Origin of the sequence: Paracidovorax oryzae ATCC 19882 (genome assembly GCF_000687165.1) — a bacterium.
GTDB classification, from domain to species: domain Bacteria; phylum Pseudomonadota; class Gammaproteobacteria; order Burkholderiales; family Burkholderiaceae_C; genus Paracidovorax; species Paracidovorax oryzae.
Genome location: NZ_JMKU01000006.1, coordinates 246,367 through 269,948, shown reverse-complemented (window position 1 = coordinate 269,948; position 23,582 = coordinate 246,367). Strand labels below are relative to the sequence as shown.

Sequence of the window (23,582 nt, the reverse complement as noted above, 5' to 3'; positions counted from 1 at the left end):
CTGAGCGCGACGGCATCGCCGATGCCGCGGCGACCGCATCGAATACGCAGCCTCGGGCTGCTTGATCGACGCGACAACTATCTTGACATGCTCCGGCCATTTCTTCCCGCTAGGCTCACGCTTTGCCGGTCGCACGCGCACCCTAGCCTTGGCAGCCGATAGCTTGAAGAACGCATTCACTCCCGGGTCCAGGAAGCGTGCGCCGCCTCATGTTGTAGTAGTCGGTCGTTATCGACATGCCCACGGTGGCGCGGGCCTACCCGATGGTGCGTAGTAACTTGTCCCCCAGGTGCCGGATGCCGGCGGACACGTGTCCGCCTTGGCACGCTTCCTTGCGATGGGCTGGCTGCGCCGCTGCTGGCACTCGCTCAGTAATGTGCCCGGCCCCGCCTTGCGCTACCTCGCGGCCATGACGCCCAGCGTCTTGGGTATTTGCCGCCTTTAGCGGATAGCGTACATCCTGTCCGCATGTACTCACCGAGTGCAGATTTTTCGCTCGATCAGACTCTGATTTTACATACAGCACTTGACTCTAAACAGTGCACGTGGGACAGTGAAGATAAAAGAGTGGGAGGGCACATGCGATTGTTTTTGACATTGCTCATCGGGGTGATGGTAAGCGGCTGCTCAGTGCTGCCTCACATCTATAGAGAGCGAGAAAAGGGCCTGTTCTGGTGTAACAACATTTATAAAGAATCGGAAGATCGCACCCGTGCCGACAAACGTCGCGCCGAGATATCACTCGCTGGCTACCCGTATATAACGGCAGCCGCGCTAACACTACAAAAACAGGATGTAGAGAGCTTAGATCATTGGATTGGTACTCCAAGATCGATGACGTTAATCGAAAGAATTGAAATGCATGACTTCAGCGGCTTTGCCGCTGACATCTATGAATATATCTCCCCACAAGGCGAAAAGCAGATCATAATTGCTTTTAGGGGCAGCGATGATCTTTGGGATTGGCTATTCGCCAACATTTTAGCAAGTCAATCTCAATTAATGAGAGCCAAAGACTTGGTAATTTCCGTTAGCGAGGAGCCCTATGCCGTCGGAAAAAAAATTATTGTGACCGGCATCTCTTTAGGCGGTGCTCTAGCCATTCATGTCGCGAAAGATGAAAAAACAGGAGCTCTAATATACCAAGCATGGGCGGGAAATCCAAGTCCCAATACTTGGGCTAACGGAAAAAGAAATGACAAGATTTGGCTCGTCTACATGAAGAGGGAGTTTCTCGCAGAGATTAGGCGTCAACAGTCGACTTTGCCATGGCGCCTACCTATCAATGCCCGCATGGAACAAACAGCTGTCTACGACGGAATTGCATCGACATCGCTTTATGCTCACTTCCGATATGTTTTATTACGAGACATGTTGCATATTGCACAAGTGGCTGATGAAAAGCTCCCTACCGGCCTAAAAACAGGTGAGCCTGCAGAATTTATTAAAAACACAGACTTTTACGCCTGTGAGGCAAGTCGACGTCGGAAAGCAGTTAACTCCGGTCTTGAACCATAGCGGCCAAGGCGATATATAGCAATATTTTAGCATCGCGGTTTGCAGGGCTGATTGACGGAATTATCACCATATCGAATCATCATACTTATTTTTTAATTGATATGCCAAAGAAAACCAGCAATACCGAAAAGATAATCCAAGAAGAGATTCGCAAGGTTCTCAGAGAAATGACTGATTATTTTTTTAAGTATACTACAGCGCTCCCATATTACGATCCCGGTAGACTGGAAAAGCTGACCGCTGGCGGCTCAGGAACTTATATCAAAGGCAAGAATAACAACTTCATTCTTACGAATGAGCATGTCGTCAAGAATATTCCTGCAAATGGCACTTGCGCACATCTACCCATAGATTCTGGGCAATACGCAGCGAATTTCGCTCATTCAAGGGCTTTGGGTAAACCACACGATGTGGCCATCTTAGTGATGGAGAATGAATCTCTCCCTCAAGACTTAAGATTGCCGGCAAATCGGCTTCTCGATCCATTTTACTTCGATGATCGATTTCAACCGGTGAAGGAAGAATTTCTTTTTCTTGTGGGCTATCCTGGATATGAGTTAATTCGAAAAGGTAACTTTTCCGTTGAACATTTAAAAGTTGCCGACTCGAAACACTTGACTCTATTAGGAAAGCCACTACTCACCCAGGAAGCCTCGCCACCACGGCATTCGAATGATTTTGTCGGTTTCGATCCAGAATATCACGCAGTCATATCTTACCCGAAGTCAGGAATTAATAAGTTCGGATCTTCTGTCCCTCACCCCTGTCCCAAAGGAATGAGTGGATCAATCATATGGGATACAAAATTCATCGCATGCGTCGATAAACAAATTCCCTGGCACCCATCGATGGCAAGGGCTTGTGCTTTACTCTGGGGCGGGAGTACTGCTGACGATAATTTCACCCTAATCGCCACGAAGATTGAACATGTTAATATGTTCTTGATGAAGTGCGACCTCTGACCAACTGTCCTTCAATTTGCATCATTGACATTGGCTCTGCTCGATAGACATCGCTCTCGCAGTGCCGCTCTCACCACCGCTGGGTGCGTATGGCCGAAGACCAGGCTGCATTGAATTTATCATCGCGTTCGCAGGTCGAGGTGCCACGGAACGAAGTCGCTGGGAGGTGTTTCCAGGTGGAAGCGGACGCCCCCGTGAAGCTTTCGCATGCGCCCAAGATCATCGAGATACCCGCCGATCGGCGGAGCTTTGACATAGAGCACGTCGCCCTCCACCACGGCTTGGAATAGCGTCAGCCCGGTGGGTGCCGCGACATGGGCGTACTTCGCCGATGCGGCATCAGCGCGCGCACGTGTCGCTCGCGCGCTGGCCCGTGTCTTCGGGGATTCCACGAAGTCGGAGAGCTCCTTGGCCAGTTCGCGAGTTGCCGGCACAGCGGGTAAACGTTCGAGGTAGCTGGCCGCCCTGCGCAGAAGATCGAGCGCCTGCCCGGTCACGGCGTCCTGCTCGAGTTTCGCAACTGCGTCTGATGGGCTCACAGCAATTGCCCTCCCGCACCCGCCAACACGCGCGCCAACCATCGCCCGTTGGCAGGGGCGCGGCAGACCAGCGTGGTCCTGTACAGCATCCGCTCCGTCGCCGCCGGCGGCTTCGGCCCGGGCGAACACTTGGTATCGCCCAGCCAATAGCGGTTGCGATCGTCTCGCATCGCCCCGATGCGCGCCAGTGCGTGGGACACGGGCGAGGTCTTTGGCACCAGGTCGGGGTAGCACCAGGCGTCGTTGACGCGCCGAGCGATGTCCGCCGTCGTTAGGGGCGCCTCGGCCGAGCGAAGGACCGCCATGACCGCCGCGTCCTTCTCTGCGGACGGTATCCGTCTGGAGCGTGTTTGATTCATATTCCCTCCGGGGTTGAAGTGATGGATTTCGGAACTGGCGGATGCCGCCTGCCCCCACTATTTCTGCTTCGCCGGCTGCACCTTGGCCAACTGCGCTTCAAGGGCCTCGATGCGGCCTCCGGCACGAGCCAGCTGGGTGGTCGCGTCCAGGGCTTCCTTTCGTGCCGACGCCAGTTCGCGCTTCACTTCGTCCACGCTTCCCTCGAGTCGGCGGCGCTCCTCCGCAAGCTCTGCTCGGGCTCGATCTCGCTCGGCCTCCAGCGCGTTGCGCGCCTGCTTGATCTCTTCGAGGGCAGCAGCTAACTGCCGCGCTTGATCGCTGGCTTGCTGCTCCAGCCGGGCGACCACGGATCGCATACGGGTGAGCTCCTCGCTCGCCGTCTTGTGGCGCCCCTCCTCATTCTGCAAGCGCTCCTGCAGATCCTCCGCACGGACTGCGATTTCCGTTGCCCTCGCCTCGGCGGCGGCTGCGCGTGCGGCCTGAGCGCCCGCCTCTGCTTGCGCCTCCGCCAGGGCGCCGCGCAGTTGCTCCGATTCGGTGGCAGCAGCCCGGCGCGCCTCATCGCGCTCGGCTTCGCGTCGCTCTGCCAAGTCCAGGGCTTCGGCCGCTTCGCTCTCGAGCTCGGCCCGGGCGCGTTCGAGTCCCGCGCGCTCCGCCGCGAGCCGGTCGTCCGCAAGCTTGAGCGCGGCCGCCCATAGGTCCGCCGACCACGCCTGAAGCTTGTCCATCACGATTTGTGGAGCCGGCTCGCGTGCGCTGCCCGCCGTCGCAGCTGATTTGCGGGCCTCGTTCCACGCCCTCACGACCGGGCCGATCGTCGCGTAAGAGCCGCCCTTGGTTCCGGTCATCAGTGCGAGACGGGTTCTCACAGACTCATTCGTTGACCGAGTCCCCTCAGCTGCAAGAGCCTCACACGCTTCGATGATGAGTTTCTCGGTGATAGTTGCTTCACTGGACATATAAATCTCCGGGGGTGCGGTTGTTTGTTGTATGTAGTGTATTACATAACAATACAGAACGCAAGCGCCTATTTGAGGTGCGGCCTCGCGCGTCGATCGACGAAAAAAAGCCCAGGGGCGCCTTGCGGCATCCCTGGGCGAAAGTCATGCGACCTCGACAAATCGCACCGTGGTCCGGTGCGGGAACAGAAGAACGTCCCTCGCGTGCATGGGCTCATGAGCCTCCCAGCAACTTCTTTCATAGTCCCAATGTTCCGGGCCGGCCTCGCGGCCCAACAACGGGAGCCCTCCTTCGGTGAGATAGCACCCACCCGCACGAGTAAGCCGCGGCAAACCGACGACCTGTCCCTGAACGAGAACGACGAGCCCGTCGCAAGCCTCGTCCACCAGTGCGGTGCCTGGCGGAGATTGGCTCAGCAACGCCTTCGCGCCTTCGGTCCACCCCGAGCAGCTCCAGAGGTCGAGCCCAACAAGCTCCGGACAAAGCGCCTGCAGCGCAAGCTCTGCGAGCCGAGCCGCGGCAACGTCTCCTGAGCCTCTCGCAGCGTTCAGTTGCAGCAGATAACCGTACCTGGCCTCGGATGCGTCAACTTCTTTCATCATGGTCCTCTACTTACAGGTGAATAAAGCGCGCCCCTCCCCCTCGGCCGAAGCCGAATGAGTCGCGTGAAACAGGGGGGAGGCGCAGGAAACCGCCGGCGGAGCGGCGGAAGTTGGGGACGAATCCCCCGGGGTGCGTCAGGCGGAAAGAAGCTCTCTGGCCAGGGCCACCTCGATGCTTTCGCCTTCCGATTCGTTGAGCACGTCGAGGCCGCTTTCGGGCATCTCTCCGGACGTCGACTGCGACACAGCGATCTTCTTGCCCATGAGTCGCAAGCAGTCCATTTGCGTGGTGCCGGCGTATCCGAGGAAGAAGACGCTGACGTCGTGCTGCTGTCCAATCCGCCATGAGCGCCTGGCAGCCTGCTGTACCGTGTAGACGTTGAAGCCCGACTGCAGGAAAACGATCGTCGGAAAGTCGAGCAGGTCCAGACCGGTCTTGACGAGCTCGGGATTGGTGATCAGCACATCGATGCCACGCTCGACCTGGTCAGCGACCCAGTCTTCCCGCTTCGACGCATCCACGCTGGCGCGCAGAACGCCGACCTTGAACCCTCGGGCTTCCAGGAGCAACCTCAGCCTGGCCGTGGTGTCCCGCGTACCCGAGTAGATCGAGTACACGAGCACTTTGCGGCCGCGTGCCTTCGCTTGCGCACAGAGCTCGATGAGCTTCGCCTCCTTCGGCATGCAGGCCGTCTCCTCGAACACGGCTGGCTGCAGGTGCAGCAAGCTCTTCGTTCTCGGATGGCGCACGGTCTCCGTTCGGAAGGCGCATTCGGGCCACGCGAGCAGCACGTTCATCACCACGCCCAGCAGCGTGCTGTCTCCAACAGCCAGGGCCTGCCGCAGGATCGCGACCAGCTTGGCACTCATTACCGCGTAGGCTTCTGCCTGCTCCGGTGACATGTCGACGTCGATGAAGCTCTCGGTGTAGTCCGGGAGCACCTTCTGGCCGATGTCGCGCAGCTTGAGGAACACGGTCATCGGCAGCACGTAGCGCATCAGGCCGACGGGGCCGAAGCCTGGCGCCTTGCTGGTGCGGACCGTGAGGCTTCTCGCCTTCGCGGTGCGATGCGACGATGCCGCCGACTCCTTGTAGACGTCCTTGAGCACGCCGTGCGCCCTCATGAAGCCCATCGTGGCGGAAGCCATGGATCCGGACTTGGAAGGCCGGAACCCGTCCGCGAGCAGGGCCCGTGGGTTCACGCGCCAGAGCAGGTGAAACAGGTCGTCCGCATAGCCACCCATCAGCGTGCCGGTCAGCAGCAGCACCTTACGGCACTGGCTGGCCAACACGCCCATGGCCTGACCCTGGGCCGAGCCTTCGTTCTTGTACTCGTGCCCCTCGTCGACCACCAGGAGCCCGAAATAGTCCCGCGGCAAATAGCGCTTGATGAACTCGGTCGGCTGGTAGCCGCCCTGCCCGATCGAAAACTCGAAGTTCGCGAGCGAGCGTTCCATGCGCTTGGCCTGGCGATCGCTGAAGACGAGATCTCCGTTCTCGTCCATCAGGTTCACGAACTCGTACACGTTGTCTTCGAGCATCGAGGCCAGCGTTTGATCGCCGAAGGCCTTCAGGAGCCTCGTCGCCGACGCGGGCCCGATGGTTGGCAGTTGCTGCAGCGCGCCATGAACCAGGTCGTGCATCGATTCGATGGGGCGTCCTGCCCGGATCAGCGTCCACAGCGTGGATCCACAGTGCTCGCAGTGCATGCGCCTATCCCCGAAGACCGCCTTGGCGAGCTCCATGGACATCGGCATCCTCTCGCCATCGCCCGCCTTCGATTCGATGGGCCGCATGCAGTCGGGGCAACATGCCACCGACATGCGGTCGCCGTCGACCACGATGCGCCGTTCAATCAGCGACGGACGCCAGTGAAAACCCATCCGCATGCGTACACGGCCCAGCACGAAAAACTCGGGTTGCGAGCTCTCCAGACCGAGACGGGCACGCAGGGTGAGCAGCTTGCGAAGGGTGTCCGGACCGTTGAGCACCCATACACGCGCGTTCGGCACGGTTTCCATGATCTCGCGCCGCCACTTGTAGACCAGGTGGGGCGGAGAGATAACGAGGGTGCGGGGATGGCTCTCCTGCATGAGCGCAGCTGCGCAGATCGCCATCATCGTCTTGCCTGTCCCCATCTCCGCGTTGAGCACGGCGGCGGGTTCGTCTTGGTCGACGAGCAGTTTCACGATGGCCTGCACTGCCTCTGCCTGTGGCTCGAAGGGCTTGCGCTTGAGCGTTCCGAGGATGCTCTTGCGTGCCTGCCAGGCCTCCGTGGCCTGGTCCCGGTCGGGTACGTACACGGGTGGGTGTTGCGATCGCACCTGCTGTAGCAGGCCTTGGCCGAAGCTCCGAATGAAGTCGCCCAGGGCGATGGTTTCATCGAAGACGTCGGCTACGGTGCCACTGTGCGGATCCGTGGCCACGCCAGCGCGCCGCGGCTCGGACGGCGCGTCAGCAGCCGCCGGCGCGGCGATGTTCTCCGCCGGCGCTGCGATCGCTTCCGAGGTGTCGAAAAAAGTGACGTCATTCATGTACTGCTCCAGAAATAAAAAGAGCGATCGCCCGAGATCGGGAGATCGCTCATGCGGTTGAAGAAATGGTGGCCCTGCTGCTGCAGGGCCTGTACGGTAGGTGGTCAGGCGGTGAGAACGCCTGACCGCACACACGCACTGACGTGCCGTACGAAATGGTCGGTCACGCTGACGCGCACGGCAGTCGCCCGACCGATGGGCTCGTAGAGCCCGGTGCCGAGCGCCGCCATGGCGCCCTTCTCCCGGGCCCACGCCATCAGCGGCCGCTGCCAGGTGTCGAGCAATGCGACTGGTGAAAGCTCCTTGAGCAGCTCCCAGGCCGCAGCATCGATCGGCTGATCCGCGTGGCTCACGATCCAACCGATGCGGTTGGCCTTGTCGACCTCTCGCATCCGCTTGTCGTAGATCCAGGTTTGCGACAGCGGTCCGAACAGGTTCTGCCGCGGCAATCGCCCGCTGTGCTTGGCCAGTCGTTCTGTCGGGCCGATTCCGACCTGGTGGCGACGGCCGGCTCCGTTCACGAGATTGAAGCTGGTGATACCTGCCTCGGCTCTGCTCCCCAGTTCCACGGCCGCAACGAACTGCATGGCAGATGCGTCACGGCCGTAGAACGAGAGAAACATCAGGTCTCCGTCATCGTCGCGAAGGCAAGCATCGACCCAGAGATCGGCGAAGCCCTCGATGCGGTACAGGGTGGTGTCGTTCATGGATGGCTCCGGAAAGATGCGGAGCCGCCCTGCGGGGCGTGCCCCGCAGAGGGTTGGAGAAAGAAGAGCTTCATTCCCCGGAGGGAACGAACACCCAAGCCGAGATCCAGACGCCGCCCTCGCCTCGGCAGACCAGAGGCGCATCGCAGATCTCGCAAGTGTCAGATGCGTACACCTCGTGGGCACGGGCGATCTCGGGCGCTGCGCACTCGCGGTCGTGATCGAGCCGTCGTATGCATTGGTCCAACTCGTTCAACGCGTTGGCGCGATTTCCGAGCTCCCAGTTGCATACGACCGCCCGGGTGCGAGCTTCCAATTCATGCATGGCCGCTCTCCTCGTTCGCCAAAGCGAGGTCGATGGAGCGCTGCTTGGCATAGTGCAGATCGATGGCTATTCGCACGAGCGGAAGCTGGATCAGCGCCCGCTCGTGGAAATCCCTCACGGCCGCCTCGGTGACGTCGGTGACTGGCAGGGCCGCGATCGTCTCCCGGAAGTCGCCGCAACCACCGCCGTTGCTGGAGGAATGCACGAGCGTCATGCCGTGCTTGCGGTACGTCAGGGCACGCGTGGCCAGGCAACCGAGGGATTGCCTGCCGGTTGAAAGATGCACTTCCATCGCATCATCCAGCTGGACGATCGTGAGCGCGCGTGGGCCGTCTTCGGCCGGAAAGTAGATGGTGTCGTTCGTCATGGTTCGCTCCTTGTGGATGGGCGCGAGACATGCCCCCTACGGGACGTGCCCGCAGGGGTGGATAAAAGTGAGAAAGCCAGGACCTCGGAAGGTCCGCGCACTTGAATGGCTTCAGTGCGCTCCAAAACCGGCTTGGAGATGGGTTCAAGCGGTTTTCCATAGCGGGGTAGCCGTCGCTATGGAAAACCGGCTGGTGCCGGTTTAAAGACGTCGCTCATTGCGCGGAAGGTCCGCCGTGAGCGGTGCACGTGTGGCGGAGCGAAGAAATCGACGAGGCCGCTGACGTTCAGACCGTCGGAGTGGAAGTTGGCGGAGGTGAAATCGAAACTACCGAAGACGGCCGCAGCTTTACGAACTCGACGCCGGCGGAGAGCTCGGCATAGGTCGGATTGATTGCCGCGCCCGTGGCATCGCAAACGATGGTCACGTAGTCGCTCTGGACATCCGCGACGCGCCATTCGTGACCCGGCGCTGTGGTCCGCTCCCGGCTGCAATGGTCGAGATCGAGCTCCGCGTTGACGTTGACGTATGGATCGCCCACCGCGGGAGCAATGGTCGCGTTCGGTGAGGGTTCAGATGGGGTAGGTTCCATAGTTCTTCTTGTGGTTGGCCAGGATGGGCCGCGCGCGGCGGCCCGTCTGGATGGTGATCGAGGCGCGGAGCCGCGCCAGGTGTTCTTTAGTATTCGCTCGGCAACAAGATCGTGGTCACGCTCCTATCGCTTTCGGTGATGACCCATAGACGGGTTGCAGCATCGACGCGATATGTCGAAAGAATCCGTCCGCCCGAGCGCACGGCCTTATCGTTGCAGCGCTTGTCCTCGTCGCAAAGATCACCCCAGTCGCCACTTTGGTGGCGCGAAACGATTCTGAGTGCGCTGATGACTCCACTGAACAGGTACGGCGCGGCGCCCTGCGTCACCGTGAGCTCGCCGAGAGGGAAGAGCTCGGTCGTTGGCGCCGAGGCCGAGGGTGCGCCGCCGGCGGACGGCGCTGCTTCGATGAGATTCATAGATTGCTCCAGTACGAAGGGCATGCCCCCTGTGGGGCGTGTCCCCACAGGGTTAGTAAATGGCGTGCATTCGGCCTGTCGGTTAGGCCGGCTGCTGCCCTGGCTGAGGAGCGTCCGACTTGGCGGCGGAGGCCTCGAGGCGCGCGTAGTGCTCGCGCACGTCGCGCTTGATGGCATCGAGCCGCAGCAAAGCCTGCTCATGCTGGATCCGCACGATCGACTCCGTGCAGCGCGCCGGTTTCGATGCGAAAACCAGGGCGGAGAAGTCTCCGCCGCCGGTGCCGAGGCCCATCCGGTGTACGAGCGAGCGATCGCCCGTGATCTCGTGCACCGTGGCGTTGGTGGTCAGCCGACCGGAGATGCTGTTCCGGCAGGTACGCAAATGCAGCATCTGCGCGTTCCCGAGTTCGAGCTCGGTGAAGGCGGTCCAGCCGCCGCGGTCTTTGGTCAAACGAGTATTCATGGTGGCAGTGCCTTTCAAAGGGTGCAGCGCCACCCCAGCGGGAGTAGCCCTGCTGGGTTGATGAAGTAGTGGTTGAAGATTGCTCCTGCAGCTCGCGCCGCGCCGCACGTTTCCAGAGCTCAACGTGCTGAAACCAATGGTCTAGGTTCAAATGGCTTCCCTTGTCGGCCTGGCGCGCCGGGCGGACAAGGGAACCCATCTGGATGGGTTCTTTGGGCTGCAGGGTGGCAGCAGAGGTGCCTGGTGAGGCCGTCGTCAGTCCGGCAGCACCACATCGGGTGGCAGCGGGCCGTACTTTTCATCCATGCGCTGCAGGATCTCCTTGGCAACGTCCTGCCAGACCTTTCCGTCGATGGCTGGCGAATCGAACACCATGGGATCGGGCTCCTCCGCGACTTGCTTCGCGGCGGAATGGATGGCATTGACGATGAAGACCTGCACGAGCGGCCCCTTCGGGCTGAACTGCATGAGGTCGGTTACGAACTCGATATTGCTTTGTAGGTTCATGGCTATCTCCTTGGGTTGGCGGGACAGCCACCCCCCAGGGCGTGCTGCCCCCGGGGGTTGAAAAAACGATGTCTCAGGCGATCTTCACCACCTGGCCGAGACGCGAATCGGGCGTGAACTCGATCGCGGTGATGACGGGCACGAAGCGGTCGAGAAGCACCACGGTCTGCGATGCGTTCCCGTCGCTGTCGAACTCCACGGTGCTCGTGCGCTCTTTGCGCTTGAAGGTGTCGCCCTTGATCAGGAACACGCGGCCATCTGCAGCTTCAATTCGCCCGACGACCTGGCCGGCCGCAAGGGCCAGCGCGAGATGCCAAGGCGTCAGGTCGCGCAGGGGTGGTCGACATGCGCCGTAGCGCTGGGTGAAGTGCTGGTTGAGCCCTTCCCAAAGCAGGCTTGACCGGTAGCGCGCAAGCTCGTCTTGCAGCTGCTCTTCGTCAATTCGCACCGCGTGAAAGACCTGGTCCTGCTCTGGCGGCGCCGGCGGAACGGCATAGGGTTCGAGCTCCCAGCCATCGGGAAGCATGGGCGCGCCCTCCTCCGAGGCCTGCGCGTCGACGAGCATCTGCAGGGCCGCCTTGCTGGCGTAGCCTGGCCGGCATCGGCTTCCGATGACCACGCATTGCTTGAACCTCCGCTCAGGCGCAGAGAACACGCGCAGGTGGGTGAAATTCCTGGCCAGGTAGGCTCGGATCTCGTCATCCAAGGCGTAGTGCGGCACGATGTAGACCAGCACGCCACCGTATGCGAGGTATGGGACAGTCTTCCGAAGGAAGGTCCGCTCGAGCCTCTCGGCCTTCTCGGGTTCGGCCAGCAGCTGTCGCTGCGAGGCGGCGTCCGTGACGCCATAACCGTACGGAGGGTTGAGAAACAGCAGGCCCATGCTCCGGGGGCGCACGATCACATCGTGCATGTCCGCCTGGACCACACGATCGAGGATGCCCTTCGCGTGCCGCGCACGCTCGGGATCAAGCTCGATGCCATAGGTCTCTGCGACCTGGTTGTCTGCACCGGAGCGCTCCTGCAGCAGCTGGCGGAGGTCGGCCAAAGCCGTGCCCTCGCCGCAGCATGGATCCAGCATGCGCACGTCCTGCTCCGGCAATCGGAGGAGGTTGGCCACGCGCTCGATCGTTGCCTCATCGGTGGGGAAATACCCCGCCTTCACGAAGTTGTGCGCCAGGCGCGCGAACATCAGAGCCATGTCTTGTCCATGAAAGAGAAAAGCCAGCCCGAGAGAACTCGGGACTGGCTTGTTTGAAAGGGGCGACGCCGAAGCGTCGCGAGGGTTTCACATGTCGTAGCGTTGCGTCCAGTTGCCGGTCGCCAGGGCCTTCTCGGCTTGTTCCCTCTTGCGCCAGTATTCAACCGACTCCCGCGTGAACGGGCCGCTGTCGGAATACGTGCCCAGGTAGAAACCTGCCTGCGAACGGCAGACTTCGAGCGGAAAGCGCTCGCCGTACTGCTCAGCCATCAGGCCGAATTGCTGCTGCGTCACTTCCGTCGTTGCCAGTGCTTGAGATTGAGTCATCAGATCGTTCCAGAGGAAGGCGGATTGCTGCTGTGCCACTTCCATCGATTCCATTGCTTGTGCGCGCATGAGATTTCTCCAAAGGTGAAAAAAGTGGACAAGCGCGCCCCTGATGGGACACGGCCCATCCGGGTTGAGGTAAGGATTCGTGCGACACTTTTCGGATGACCGATCAGCGAAGCACATTCAGGGTGATTGAAGGCATGCCCCAAGAGGATCCGGACATGGTCCATCTCCTCGAAGAGCTCGACGCGCGGGATGCGCTGCCTATCCTTCGGCAGCTTTCGCGTCGAAGGAAGGCGGCGGCAAATTCCGCGCTATCAGTTGTTGCAACAGGCTGTCCGGCAGATCCGCCAGCAGATCCGAGCGCGCATAGCACGCCTGAATCAGCTTGACCATCGATCCGATCTCGCCCGAAGCGACTCGCTCATAAAGGTCGCTGACCTTCTGGTAGTCCTCTTCCGTGCAGATGAGGATCCAGTCGTTGAATGCAGCGTGCACGCTGGCTCGCTGCTCTGTGCTCCAGTCCGTCGACGGGTGCGGTGAGCTCATGGTGGTCTCCAAGGTTTCGGAGGCCACCGTCCCCTGAGGAACGAGGTCCCCGAGGGTTACAAAAGCGCGCTGCACGCAAGGCGCTGCACGACGTACACGGTTGAAAAGGTCATGCCCTAGCGGAAGACCGCTATGCACATTTGCAGGGCTCAATGTGCTCGAAACCATTCCTAAATGGTCAGATGGTTTCCCAGAGAAACCGCTGCCGTCGGCAGTCTCTCTGGGAACCCATCGGGCTCCCTTTTCACCGTGCTCCCGGCCGCATTGAGCAGGCCAGCCATCGCAAGGAGCTCAGATGGCCAAGGAAAGGCGCGTGGGTCGGGTCGGCTTCGCTCTTGCCGTGTTCCGCCTCATCGCAAAGCCGCTGCGCACCGGGTCGCAGCCACCCTAGTTCTCATGCCGCCGTACGCATCGCTGCGCGCTGCGCGCTGTCCGGTGCGCCCGCGCGGGCGCAATGGACAGCCCGCTGCTGGCGGGCTGGTTCTCGTCGTCACACCGTGTCCGGCACGAACATCTGCTTGATGGGATCCATGTAGTAGCCCAGTTGGCGAATGGCCGCGGATTGGGCGCGTATGACCGAGCGTTCAACGGTGGGGTCGAGCTTGACCGGCTCTCGCGCTTTGATGCTTGCCCACAACTCGCCGAACAAGGCCTCCATCTCGCGTTCGCGGCCGTCGTCGCGACCCTCGGTGGGCTCGGGTGCCGGTGTAGAGGCTTTCTTCCCCACTGCCGAGAGACGGTCGCGGAGCTTGCTCAGCCGACTCGAGGCCGGTGCGGGTGAAGGCGATGCGACGTGCGCCGCAGCTGGCGCTGCCTGGGCCACCAACTCGTCCGCAGGATCCGGTTCTTGTGGTTCAGTGTCGCGTGGGCGTTCCCGTGCTCCGTCCAGTTGCAGATCGTGCAACCTGGCGCGGATCTCCGTCACGCCCTTGCCGAAGGATATGTACTGGGCCAGGTAGATCTCGTTGATCCACGCCGTGCCGGTGTATTCGCCGTCGTCAAACTGATCGAGCAGCGCGTCCTTGACCTTGAATTCGCCGATGTCCGATTGCAGGTCGGCGACACAAAAGTCGCCGTTGCGGCCGGTCATTTTTTTGACTCTCAAGGTCACGCCGGACAACTTGATCATGGGTAGTGCTCCTCGCAACGGGGGCACTCGCCGTGCGAGGCGCGGCCCCGCAGGTGATGAATGAAAAACACCCCGTGCACGCGAACGCGCAAGGGGTGTTGGTTTGAAGTCGCCGGAGGTTTTCCAGGCCGCCGGAAATCCGACCTACCCTATCGAGGTGTGCGTCAACGAGGGAGGGGATTGGTCTACAAAATATGCCTCAGCCCGAAGGGCGTGCGCGTCTCAGAGGCTCACGTGCCGCGCCAGAAAACTGGCCGCCGGCTTGTGTGACACCGGCAAACACTTGGAGCCGTGAGCATAGCGCAAAAGGTCGGGGGAAACGCCTCTCGGCAGTGGAACGAAGCGAGAAGGCAGCCGTGACAACTTGCTCTGCTCGCGTCGTCTCAATCACGCCGGACTTTCCCCGGCTGCGATGTCGATGTGTCGGAAGACGTCGTCGTACGACAGGCGGTGAGCGCCGGCCGTGGTCTTCAGCTTCTCGCTCCAGCGCGAGACGATGACGGGCAGACCACCAGGATCCTGGCCGTCGATGCGTACGCCTGACTTCAGCACCACGATGGCCAGGCCACCGTCGTCCCGAGTAGGAGGCGCACCATCGACCCAGCCCGCCAGGGTTGAATCTAGCGACATGAAATCTCTCCTTTGGATTTGATGATACCCCCGGGACCGCAAGCGGTCCGGGGTTCTCACATCAGTGCTCAGGCTTCCGCGGGTTCGCGGTGCTCAGCACGTGGTTGCCTGCCCGCGATGGAGCGAAGAGGCTGCCGACGTTGCGGCGCCGGTGCTTCAGCCCGCGGTTGCGGTGCTGCTGCGCGGCGCTGCGGCATCGGCGTCACGATCGCCCGCGGTTGCGGTGCGACCGAACGACGCGGGGGAGGCGCTTCCTGGTCCATCTCTTCGCGCGCGGAGCGCACGAATTGCGTGGAGTCGGGAGCGTCGCTGTCCATGGGGTGATCGCCGCCCTGCGACTGTTCACCTTCATGTCCCGCGCTTTCTTCAGAAGGCCTGCTGTACACCTTCTCGCCGTCCACCGAAATGGAGTTGATCAGGATGAGCCGGCCCTTGATCAGCGTGGCCATTTCCTTCCGCCCGGTAGGGCGGCCGGACTGCTGGTCACGCACGTCACGCTCGTAAAGATGCGGATAGATGTCGCCGATCTTGAAGCTCACGAGCACCTTGCAGCGATCGTGCACTTCTTGCTGGAGACCGTCGATCAATCCAATCGCTTCCTCACCGCTGACCCGAAGATCGAAATACGTGTAGTCGGCAGCATCCGAAGAGCCACGCAATGCAGAAATACTGCACGCGAGGAACGATTCCGCCTTACGTCCACGACCTTTGGTTTCCACCCAGCGAATACGGTTGAGGTAACCGATACCGCTGGTGTGCAGGTTGAAAAACTCACGGGGTTGCTGTTGTGCAGTTTGCATGGTGTTGCTCCAAAGTTCCAAAAGAATGGACGAGGAGCGCAGACGCACACAACCGGGCCGTAAGGCTCGGATGGGGCGGCTGTGTCCCCATCCGGGTTACGAAAGACAGGTGCTCTGCATGGTGCCCGGGAGGGCGTCATGTGTGCGGCTTCCAAGAGCTCAGCCGCTGCGTGGTGCCCTGTTGGGCGGTTCACGGTTGCAAGACTAGCGCTTTGATCCTCGTGCCGTCAAACGCGGTTGACAGATGCCCCTGGATCGCTCGCCAGGAAGCGGAGCAGATCGCTGATGGTGACGGCGTACCGATCCTTGAGCGCTGGCGCTTCACATAGAAACTCCGCCCAGCGGAGCTCCAGTGTGACGTGCAGCGGAGCAGGCTGGCGCGCGATCTCCGAAGCGAGGCTCGTGGTCAGGCAGATCCCGAACAGGTCCCTGACGAAGTAGCGAGCGGCGTACACGTTGTCGATGCGAGGACTCTGCGTGATCTGGTAGGACGCTTGCGTGGCTACGAAGGCTACGACGTCGTCCACGGCCCGCAGCTTCGCGAAGTTGCTGGCCAGCACCAACTCCCGCGCATCGGCCACGCGCTTTTCATGCTGCTTCTCGCCCAACGCCTTGAGCTTTGCTGCCTTACCGCAGACGCTCGCTGCCCGGTCCAGCACTGCCACAGCTTCGGCCAGTGCCGTCCTGTCGTCGCCGGTGAGATCGAGCAGGCCTGGTTGGATGTTGCGGATCCCCGTGGCGAGCCGCCTGAACCGGGCGACATGCGCTGCCATGTCGCGACTCGTACCCAGTGACCGCGCAGCGAGTTCCTTCTCGTTGAACATGGTTCTCTCCTCTCTCATAAAGAAAAAACCCACCTCCGGGCACTGCCTGGAGATGGGTTCGGACGATGCGGATGCAGCTGCTACTTGCCTGCAGCAGTGCGACGCACAGAGGAAAGCGCTACCACGTTGGCGGCCTCGGCACGGGCCGGGCTCGCGGTGTGATGGCGCTCGACGCGGGCACGGCGAATCGCTGCCGCGACGTACCGCGCTGCGATCAGGAGAGCACGCGCTACGAACGAGATTTGCCCGCGGGCCCGGGCATACGCCCGCCCCGCGGCGCGAGCTCGCTCGAAGCGCATCTGCTGCCGACGTACGGTTTCAGCGGCCTTCAGGCACGCTCCCAGGTACTCTTGGCGCAGTTCGGGACTGTCGTCCACGACTGCGATGAAGAGCTCTGCTACGACGGGGTCGTCCAGCCTGGTCAGCATGTCCGCCAAATGCTTGGCTTCGACCTGGCGTGCGCTTGCGAACGATGGACCGTTTGAACCGGCCTTGGTGGTTTGGGACATGACGTTGCTCCTGTGTAAAAACGGGCAACGACGGCCCTCCCGGGACTGCGTTGGTCCCGTAGGGTTGATGGAAAAGAACTACCTTGCCCTCGTGTGTACGAGGGGCACGACTTTCAAAGGCTCAGTCGCTTCGAGGTTGCTCATGATGAGCGGTCACGCAGCGATTCTATTGACCCCGGTTGGAGTTTCCAAGTACAGCTCGCACCTGCTTGGCGCACCTGAAATGGTCCACCGACCGGCAATGCCTGAACCGGTGGCCATCCTTCTTTTTATGCTGCAGACCTAGACATGCCCGTGGACTGCAGCGGCACCGTGTAATCGCTCAATGCGATTTTCCACGGCGTAATCGACCTCCTGGATGCGCGTTTCTGGCACCCCGGTCACCACGCTCGCGGTAAAGCAGGTGTGATGCCGGCCATAAGAGGTCTGCTCGTAACGCCGGACCATTGCTCCGGCGATGTCGTGAGGTCGATAGCCCAGTTCCTTCGCGATCGCGAAGAAACGGGCCTTCTTCTCATCGATGGTTCGTTGGATCATGTCGCTGCTCCTCTGTGGCGCGGGCAACGACATCCCCACCGGGACTGCGTTGGTCCCGCTGGGTGGATGAAAAAATGCCCTACCCCATTGGCATGAGGCGACGACTTTCAAAGGCTCAGTCGCGTGGTGGTGCTCTAACGAGCGGTCACGAGTCCATTGTAGGCAGGCATCACGCGAACTCCAACACCGCACGCTCTTCTCGCGCCGCGGCAGGCAGTTCCACAAGCTCCAGCTGCTGCGCGTCTGGTAGGGCCGCTTTCGCGGCTTCGACCACTTCCACCTCCGTGGTTCGCTTCGCGTCTTGGAGCTTCAGTACGCCCTCGTCGATCGTGCCGGGCACGATCGGGACGATGACCAGGACGTCGCGCAACTGCCCGAGCCGATAGGCCCGGTCCTCGGCCTGGCGCATCAAGGCCGGAGTCCATGGCATCGAGGCGAACGCGACCAGGTTGGCCGCGGTGAGCGTGATGCCGACGCCTGCAGCACTCGTAGTGCCGATGAAGACCTTGTTCGACGGAACCTGCTGGAAAGCGTCTACGGCGGCCTGGCGCTTCTTCGCGGAATCAGCGCCGACGAGCGAGACACATCCGATCCCGAGCCCAGCGAGCGCCTGCTTGAGGGCGTCCACGGTGGACATGTACTCGCAGAATATGATGATCTTGTCGTCGTCGCCCATCGACTGCACGGTGTCCAGCAGGAAGGGCACCTTCAGCGATTCGAGCGTCCTTCGCAGCTGCACGATCTTCGGCATGGCCTGAAGGCTCATGTCGCGATAGATCTCGCGGTAAGTGCCGAGTCCTTCTGGCGAGAGATATCGGAGCTGGCGGTCTTTCTTGCCCAGATCGGAGAGCACCGCCTTGCTGCGCCGAATCATCCACCCCTTGATGGCATCCGCGAGCTTGGCGCGCTTCTCAGCCGTTCCAGCAAAACCTTTCCGGAAATCGCCGAGCGGCAGCTGGCCCAGGGCATGCCCGGTAATTCGCAGCAGCGTGTGCATCTCGACCTCGCGGTTCAAGAGCGGCGTCCCAGTGACGACGTAGCAGCGAGGGATCCGCGCGGCCAGCAGAAACACATTGCGCGTGCGGCCGCTCTGGTACTCCTTCAGGTAGTGGGCCTCATCCACGGCCATCACTTCGAACGCGAGCTCGGTCGCACGCACCAGGCCGCCCATGCGCTCGTAGTTGCCGATCACCCAATCGCACGCCTGCAGCGTCGCGATGCGATCTTCGCCCACCATGCCCACAGTCGCCTCCGGGTAGACCATCCGGATCTCCCGCTCCCAGTTGAGGCGCAGGGACGCCGGGCACACGATCAGCACCCTCCCCTTGCCGGCGGCAAGCCGGCTGGCCACGACCGTCTGGCGGCTCTTCCCAAGGCCCATGTCGTCACCCATGCACGCGCCGGCGGATCGCAGCATGTGTTGAACGCCGATCGCCTGGTAGTCCCTAAGAACACCTGTGGCCACTAGCGAAGCAACGGCGGACGCATCGAATGGCAGGTCTCCGGATCGCTGCACATCCGTTGAGAAGAACCCCGTGCCCGCAGAATCGTCTCCCCCGCCGCCACCTCGCTGGGGAGGTGGTGCCGCAGGGACGACGATGGGCGAAGACGAAGCACTTGCGGTGGCGAGCTCCTCGAGCACGACGGCCTGTTCATGAACAAACACGAACTCCGCCTTGACGCCGGCATGCCGCACCAGATGCTCCTGGATTTCAGCGGGATCGCAATGCACTTGCCAAGCGGCGGCGTGCTTGTGAAACAGGCCACGCATCGCTCGCATCGCCGCCACGCACGGCGGGTCATAGACGAAGCTCACAGCCCACTTTCCGCGGCCTCCGTCGCCCTTGGCGAGCGGGAAAACTTGGACGTCGAGCAGTTGGGTGTAGAAGTCGGGCTCGGGCGCCGCGGCCGAGGCCCGCAGCGCAGCCGCAAGAGCGTCGAAGGAAACGTGCTGCCCGCTGTAGGCATCGAGGAGCATGCTCTCGACGTCGGCCGCCCCGGTAGCCCGCACCAGCCACATGCGCCGCGCAGCGCTCCACCATGCCCCATGCCGCTCCAGAGGTTTGCTCAGCCCGGGCACATGGGCGAGTTGCAGGCCGAAACGCATTCCGTCGAAGCATGCCTTTACGACCAGGTCGGGCGGCGACAGGTTGACGGGCGCCGGGAGGCTGGCCGAGCTTGGTTTGCTCGTCACTTGGCCCCCTGCGAGCGCGCCATAGCGGTCCACTGCGCGCTCACCCTGCAGTCCGTCCGATGCAGGTGACGTCGGATCGGAAACCTGCCCAACGCTCGCGATCATGTTCGCGCCATGCCGGGTCGATCTCCGATGTGGCTTCGTCCACGGCCGTCGAGATAGGGTCAGCAATGCGCGGATCGTCGAAGACCACGGCCACCGCGTCCACGATGCCACGCCCATATTTCTGCATCAGCAGTGCGGCAAGACGTGGGGTCTCTGAACCGCGCGCCACGTCGCCGATTTTGCCTGCGGCGTATTCTTCGACCTGCCGAATCAGCAGGTTGATGGTAAATTTTTGATCCATCCGGCTCACCTCACTTTAATTGAAGACACCGCATACGGGTGCTTGGTACATGGTGACGATTTGGCCTGGCAGAGATCCAGATGCAACAATAATCGGTTGATTACTATTATTGTTTACATCCGGATATTTCCTTGTGAGCGCAAGGGATGAGGTGGGTTGCGGAAACTGCTCCGTTTTCGCCAATACGTAGCTATAGCGATTGAAATTTGAATAGCATTGCCCGTTGTCGCTTATTTCAACCGAATCGCGAGTCGCTTGAAAGCTACTGGCAGCATTCTGGCAGTAGACAAAATTGAATTGAATAGCAACAGATCCGCCGGATGCCAGCCGGCCGCCTCCCCCGCCAAATGTAGTGAAATTCGAATCTGCACTCCCTACGGGCGCTCCCATCGTGGCGGGCGTAGCGGGAAACTTGAGTCCGGAGAAGTATTTGTAGAAGTCGCTGTAATAGGAGAGGCTTCCGCTGTAGTTATCTGCCTGCGAGCCGTAGGGTGCAGAACTGCCGTCCGGATAGGTCCCTACGCCGCCTTGCATGTTGAGGCCAGGCGTGCCCGCCATGGCGCCAGACGCGTAACCACCAGCACCTGGGCCATCGCCGCCGCCCTTCCCTGCGATCGCCGGGTAGTCCGAGGCAGACACGGACCGCGAACCGAGTGATCCGCCACCGCCGCCCCCTGTGTAGCCCGCTCCTCCCCCACCACCGATCGCGAAGCCAGACTTCGTCAGCCCTGCGCCTCCCCCGCCCCCAGTGACGAAGCGCAGGGTGTCGCCAACCTTCACCTTGAACACGCCGGTCACCTCAGGGGCGCGCGATCCGCCCGCCCCGCCTGGGCCGACAGCTACCTTCGCGCCGTTCAAGATGATCGCGGACGAGCCGCCCCCACCCCCGGTGTAGCCTGCGCCACCGTCACCCCCGGCGAGCCGGTAGTACACGGTGATGTCCTTCTTGTAGTCATACCCGGGATTGACCGTGACGGTCTGATCGCCCTGGGAAGGCGTCCAGACGCACCTCTGGAGCGTAGACACGTCCTCCCCTGTTCCTCCTGTCGCTGAACCTCCGGCCCCGGCAACTGGCGGGTAGTACACGTAGCTGGAGAGCGAGCCTGGTGTGACCACGATTGGGCCGGCCCAGGTGGATGTCGTGGCGGCGGCGACGCAGGCGAGTGCCTGCAACAGCGTTCGATGAAATTTCATGAGATGCCTCAGCATTTGATCGCGCGGGCAGCGGCGCGCTTTTGCAGCAGCGACTGCATTGCGCTCCAAACCCGAGCGAGAAAGGTGCGCGTGAGAGGGGTGGACTCGCCAATCACGATCGGCCTTGCTGCATGTTCCGCGTCCTGCCGGAGAGATGGCCTCGCATTCGCGAGCGCGGCAATGGCGGTGAGGCGATCGGTACTGGCAAGCGGGTCGCGCAGACATGCATCAACCCGCTGTTGGAAATCTTGCTCACTCATCACTTGCTCCAGTGGATGTTCGGATGCCCAACGCTGATGCGTTGGGGCTCGGTGTTCTGGCGCAGGACGCCCCTCAGGCAGGAACTTCACCTTCCGGCTCCGTTGCATCGCGCCGTGCCTTGAACACGATCTGCTCGATGCGCGTGAGCTGGAGTGCCACGTCCTCGGCCACCACCTTGATGACCTCTACCTCGCCGTTGTCGCCACGGGCAGTGAATTCCCGTTCCTCGCCGATGACCAGGACGCGGGCTCCCCTCCGCAGGTGGCGAGCGACGTCGCGAGCCTTCTGGCCGTAGATCTCGACTTCGCGCCAGAAGCCGCCGACCTGCTCCACCTCGCCGTCCTCCGTCTGCCCATACCGACCGAAGTAGACGCGCATTGATGCCACCTCGAAGTCGCCGTTCCTGCCCGTGAGCTGTCGAAGTTCGGGCGAGTTGGCCAGGTTGCCCTTGCCGATGAAAAGGTTCTGCATTGCGTTGCTCCACGGTGCGTTGAGATTCGCGGGCACGGCTGCACCAGGTCCGTACTCGCGATGAGACTTACACCGAGATTGGTGATCTCGGAAACATGAACGGTTCGGACTGTTCCACCTGGTCACGGATGCGCTTGATCGCCTCGCGTGCGCTGAGGTGACGCGCGTTGATTTCCTGTGCGAGCCGAGACGCGGTCCGGCACCACTCGTTGAGTTGGCGTGAGCCATGGTCCAGACGCTCGGCCTCCTCCCACGGCAGGTGGCGACTGGACGATCGTTCGCGCCACCGCAGGAACATGTAGCCGCTGTGCGACCGTTGGTGGACGACCAGGTATGCGCGCAGGCCGATGACACTCTTGGACTTCGCGGCCAGTTCGCGCATGTCCAGCACGGCAGCGTCGAGGGTGGCAACTTGCTGGCGCAGGTGGGCAAGGGTGCCCCTACCCGTAAGGGCCTTTGCGTCAATCGGGTTTTGACAGGTCTGGTCCTCTGCGGCTCGTCTTGCCCACAGCACGTGGTTGACGGCATGCTCGGATCCGATGAGATCCGTCTGCCCTTTCCCAACCGATCCTTTCATTCGCTCCCCTTTCATGACCGCTGCACCATGCTCATGCGCGATGCTTCAAGAGGTGACTGCGGCATCCTCGGCCGGAGCAGACGTTGCCCCAGCTTCGAGCTCGGCCTGTTCAGCAGCTTCAAGTTGCTCGCCGACTTGCTTCAGCACCGCCTGCTCTGCTTCGCTCAGCGAGTAGCGACGACGGGAATGCGACGGGGAGATGGTGGCCTTGTAGACCGCCGCGGGGACGGGGCCGAAGGTGGACACCGCGAACTGCAGTCGCTTTGCCGCATCCTCGTCACTGCTGACCCAGTCGCTGCGGTTCAGCGCACGAATCTCCGGGCGGCTGAGCCAGCGATCGAAGCGCGCGGTTCCGTAGAAGACGTTCAGGATCGCCCGCTGGGCTTTCCGGAGGATTTCGCGGACCTCGTCGTCGGAGAGCAGGTTCTTGCGCTGCAGCGTCTTCTGCAGCCGTACGTAGTGGTCGTAGTCCACCATCAGCATCGAAATGGCGTAGCCATAAGGACTGCGAAAACCCAGGTTCACAGTCATCGGGCTGGACGACGAAAGGACGGCAAGCACCAGGCCACGCTTGCGCTGCTGATCCAGCATGTCCTCGGCCTTGACTATCGCGGCCTGGAGATGCTTGTGGACCTCGTTGATCCCGTGCTCATGCCGCAGCAGCGCCCACTCCGCGTAGGGGTTGTCGTTGCCCGTCAGCATCCACAGGTTGCGAAGGCACGAGGCGACCCGCTTGCCGCCGATGATGGGGTTGATCCGATTGGCGGCATCCCTGCTACGACCGAGGAACATCCGGTACGCCTCAATCGTGTGGATCGTCATCTGGTCCAGCCCGTCATCTACCAGGCCACCGATGGCATCAAGTCCCGCAGCCTCCGATCGGGTGGCCACGACGTCTGCACCGCGCTGGGCATCTCGCTCGCTCTGCATCTGCTGCAGCCGCTCCCGACGGTCCTCCAGTTCGGCGTATCGATCGAACAGAGGGTCGTCTGGCGATGCCCCAGCCGCGATGTACTCGGCCAGCACCTGCTCTTCGCGGCGGATCGAATAGCCGTCAGAAAATGGTGAGTCGGGCTCTTTTTCAAATGCCAGCGTGGGTTTCAGTAACGCGGCCAAGCCTTCCGGCGCAAAGTTCGGGGCTACAGCCTCGACGCTTTTTTTTGTAGTTGCCATG

29 protein-coding genes are annotated in these 23,582 nt (G+C 61.6%); 2 read left to right on the top strand and 27 right to left on the bottom strand.

The features are described 5' to 3' along the window. Positions 1 to 579: 579 nt before the first annotated feature. Both T336_RS26530 and T336_RS26525 read left to right on the top strand, forming a co-directional pair. Positions 580 to 1,518, top strand: coding sequence for a Tle-like phospholipase domain-containing protein (locus tag T336_RS26530; protein WP_209435945.1), 939 nt, complete (start codon positions 580 to 582; stop codon positions 1,516 to 1,518). 101 nt (positions 1,519 to 1,619) lie between these two features. Further along, positions 1,620 to 2,480, top strand: a complete 861-nt coding sequence (locus T336_RS26525) for a S1 family serine peptidase (protein WP_156957803.1) — start codon at positions 1,620 to 1,622, stop codon at positions 2,478 to 2,480. A gap of 119 nt (positions 2,481 to 2,599) precedes the next feature. Here the strand turns inward: T336_RS26525 and T336_RS26520 are convergent, their stop codons facing one another. From T336_RS26520 to T336_RS0106060, 27 genes are all read right to left on the bottom strand, one after another. Next, the gene (locus T336_RS26520; RefSeq protein ID WP_167333638.1) at positions 2,600 to 3,019 is read right to left on the bottom strand and encodes a hypothetical protein; all 420 of its coding nucleotides are present in this window, start codon (positions 3,017 to 3,019) and stop codon (positions 2,600 to 2,602) included. Then, positions 3,016 to 3,324, bottom strand: coding sequence for a hypothetical protein (locus T336_RS0106165; RefSeq protein WP_026431878.1), 309 nt, complete (start codon positions 3,322 to 3,324; stop codon positions 3,016 to 3,018). Before T336_RS0106165 ends, T336_RS26520 begins: the two co-directional genes overlap by 4 nt. Before the next feature lie 111 nt (positions 3,325 to 3,435). Continuing rightward, positions 3,436 to 4,338, bottom strand: a complete 903-nt coding sequence (locus tag T336_RS0106160) for a DNA-binding protein (protein ID WP_026431877.1) — start codon at positions 4,336 to 4,338, stop codon at positions 3,436 to 3,438. A gap of 144 nt (positions 4,339 to 4,482) precedes the next feature. Next, complete coding sequence (locus T336_RS24810; RefSeq protein ID WP_019702966.1) at positions 4,483 to 4,941, bottom strand: hypothetical protein; 459 nt, start codon at positions 4,939 to 4,941, stop codon at positions 4,483 to 4,485. Positions 4,942 to 5,076: 135 nt separating this feature from the next. Next, positions 5,077 to 7,476 (bottom strand): DEAD/DEAH box helicase, encoded by a 2,400-nt coding sequence (locus T336_RS0106155; RefSeq protein WP_026431876.1) that lies wholly within the window; start codon positions 7,474 to 7,476, stop codon positions 5,077 to 5,079. Positions 7,477 to 7,580: 104 nt separating this feature from the next. Then, positions 7,581 to 8,183, bottom strand: coding sequence for a hypothetical protein (locus tag T336_RS0106150; RefSeq protein WP_026431875.1), 603 nt, complete (start codon positions 8,181 to 8,183; stop codon positions 7,581 to 7,583). A 317-nt stretch (positions 8,184 to 8,500) separates the two neighbouring features. Then, entirely contained in the window at positions 8,501 to 8,875 is a 375-nt protein-coding gene (locus T336_RS0106145; protein ID WP_026431874.1) for a hypothetical protein, read from the bottom strand. 286 nt (positions 8,876 to 9,161) lie between these two features. Beyond that, entirely contained in the window at positions 9,162 to 9,467 is a 306-nt protein-coding gene (locus tag T336_RS26515) for a hypothetical protein (protein ID WP_156957800.1), read from the bottom strand. Positions 9,468 to 9,553: 86 nt separating this feature from the next. After that, positions 9,554 to 9,886, bottom strand: a complete 333-nt coding sequence (locus tag T336_RS0106140) for a hypothetical protein (protein ID WP_026431873.1) — start codon at positions 9,884 to 9,886, stop codon at positions 9,554 to 9,556. An 82-nt stretch (positions 9,887 to 9,968) separates the two neighbouring features. Next, positions 9,969 to 10,349 carry a hypothetical protein gene (locus T336_RS0106135; protein ID WP_244883878.1) on the bottom strand — a complete coding sequence of 127 codons (381 nt, stop codon included), beginning with the start codon at positions 10,347 to 10,349 and terminating at the stop codon, positions 9,969 to 9,971. A gap of 255 nt (positions 10,350 to 10,604) precedes the next feature. Further along, positions 10,605 to 10,856 (bottom strand): hypothetical protein, encoded by a 252-nt coding sequence (locus T336_RS24805; RefSeq protein ID WP_020425054.1) that lies wholly within the window; start codon positions 10,854 to 10,856, stop codon positions 10,605 to 10,607. A 73-nt stretch (positions 10,857 to 10,929) separates the two neighbouring features. Beyond that, a complete protein-coding gene (locus tag T336_RS0106125; protein ID WP_026431871.1) occupies positions 10,930 to 12,057 on the bottom strand; it encodes a DUF6094 domain-containing protein in 1,128 nt (375 codons plus the stop codon). Between the two features lie 87 nt (positions 12,058 to 12,144). Further along, positions 12,145 to 12,453: a hypothetical protein gene (locus tag T336_RS0106120; protein WP_237711523.1), complete on the bottom strand. Its 309-nt coding sequence runs from the start codon at positions 12,451 to 12,453 to the stop codon at positions 12,145 to 12,147. A gap of 198 nt (positions 12,454 to 12,651) precedes the next feature. Next, entirely contained in the window at positions 12,652 to 12,936 is a 285-nt protein-coding gene (locus tag T336_RS0106115; RefSeq protein ID WP_011795787.1) for a hypothetical protein, read from the bottom strand. 490 nt (positions 12,937 to 13,426) lie between these two features. Beyond that, complete coding sequence (locus T336_RS0106110) at positions 13,427 to 14,065, bottom strand: DUF3275 family protein (RefSeq protein WP_026431869.1); 639 nt, start codon at positions 14,063 to 14,065, stop codon at positions 13,427 to 13,429. A 387-nt stretch (positions 14,066 to 14,452) separates the two neighbouring features. Beyond that, complete coding sequence (locus T336_RS0106105; protein ID WP_026431868.1) at positions 14,453 to 14,695, bottom strand: hypothetical protein; 243 nt, start codon at positions 14,693 to 14,695, stop codon at positions 14,453 to 14,455. 68 nt (positions 14,696 to 14,763) lie between these two features. Continuing rightward, a complete protein-coding gene (locus T336_RS0106100) occupies positions 14,764 to 15,495 on the bottom strand; it encodes a DUF3577 domain-containing protein (protein ID WP_026431867.1) in 732 nt (243 codons plus the stop codon). Between the two features lie 227 nt (positions 15,496 to 15,722). Further along, positions 15,723 to 16,319 carry a hypothetical protein gene (locus tag T336_RS0106095; protein WP_026431866.1) on the bottom strand — a complete coding sequence of 199 codons (597 nt, stop codon included), beginning with the start codon at positions 16,317 to 16,319 and terminating at the stop codon, positions 15,723 to 15,725. A gap of 80 nt (positions 16,320 to 16,399) precedes the next feature. Next, positions 16,400 to 16,828 (bottom strand): hypothetical protein, encoded by a 429-nt coding sequence (locus T336_RS24800; RefSeq protein ID WP_035225356.1) that lies wholly within the window; start codon positions 16,826 to 16,828, stop codon positions 16,400 to 16,402. Between the two features lie 282 nt (positions 16,829 to 17,110). Then, positions 17,111 to 17,365, bottom strand: a complete 255-nt coding sequence (locus tag T336_RS0106085; protein WP_020425057.1) for a hypothetical protein — start codon at positions 17,363 to 17,365, stop codon at positions 17,111 to 17,113. 169 nt (positions 17,366 to 17,534) lie between these two features. Further along, complete coding sequence (locus T336_RS0106080) at positions 17,535 to 19,664, bottom strand: DEAD/DEAH box helicase (protein ID WP_244883877.1); 2,130 nt, start codon at positions 19,662 to 19,664, stop codon at positions 17,535 to 17,537. Next, complete coding sequence (locus tag T336_RS0106075) at positions 19,600 to 19,905, bottom strand: hypothetical protein (protein ID WP_026431863.1); 306 nt, start codon at positions 19,903 to 19,905, stop codon at positions 19,600 to 19,602. The genes T336_RS0106080 and T336_RS0106075 overlap by 65 nt, the downstream gene beginning before the upstream one ends. A 15-nt stretch (positions 19,906 to 19,920) precedes the next feature. After that, positions 19,921 to 21,114, bottom strand: a complete 1,194-nt coding sequence (locus T336_RS27480; RefSeq protein ID WP_156957799.1) for a hypothetical protein — start codon at positions 21,112 to 21,114, stop codon at positions 19,921 to 19,923. Then, positions 21,108 to 21,359: a hypothetical protein gene (locus T336_RS26505; RefSeq protein WP_156957798.1), complete on the bottom strand. Its 252-nt coding sequence runs from the start codon at positions 21,357 to 21,359 to the stop codon at positions 21,108 to 21,110. The genes T336_RS27480 and T336_RS26505 overlap by 7 nt, the downstream gene beginning before the upstream one ends. 73 nt (positions 21,360 to 21,432) lie before the next feature. Then, positions 21,433 to 21,831, bottom strand: coding sequence for a single-stranded DNA-binding protein (locus T336_RS0106070; RefSeq protein WP_026431862.1), 399 nt, complete (start codon positions 21,829 to 21,831; stop codon positions 21,433 to 21,435). A gap of 67 nt (positions 21,832 to 21,898) precedes the next feature. Further along, positions 21,899 to 22,408 carry a hypothetical protein gene (locus T336_RS24795; protein ID WP_244883875.1) on the bottom strand — a complete coding sequence of 170 codons (510 nt, stop codon included), beginning with the start codon at positions 22,406 to 22,408 and terminating at the stop codon, positions 21,899 to 21,901. Positions 22,409 to 22,453: 45 nt separating this feature from the next. Further along, on the bottom strand, positions 22,454 to 23,581 hold the full coding sequence (locus T336_RS0106060; protein WP_026431861.1) for a PFL_4669 family integrating conjugative element protein: 1,128 nt from the start codon (positions 23,579 to 23,581) through the stop codon (positions 22,454 to 22,456). Position 23,582 lies beyond the last annotated feature (1 nt).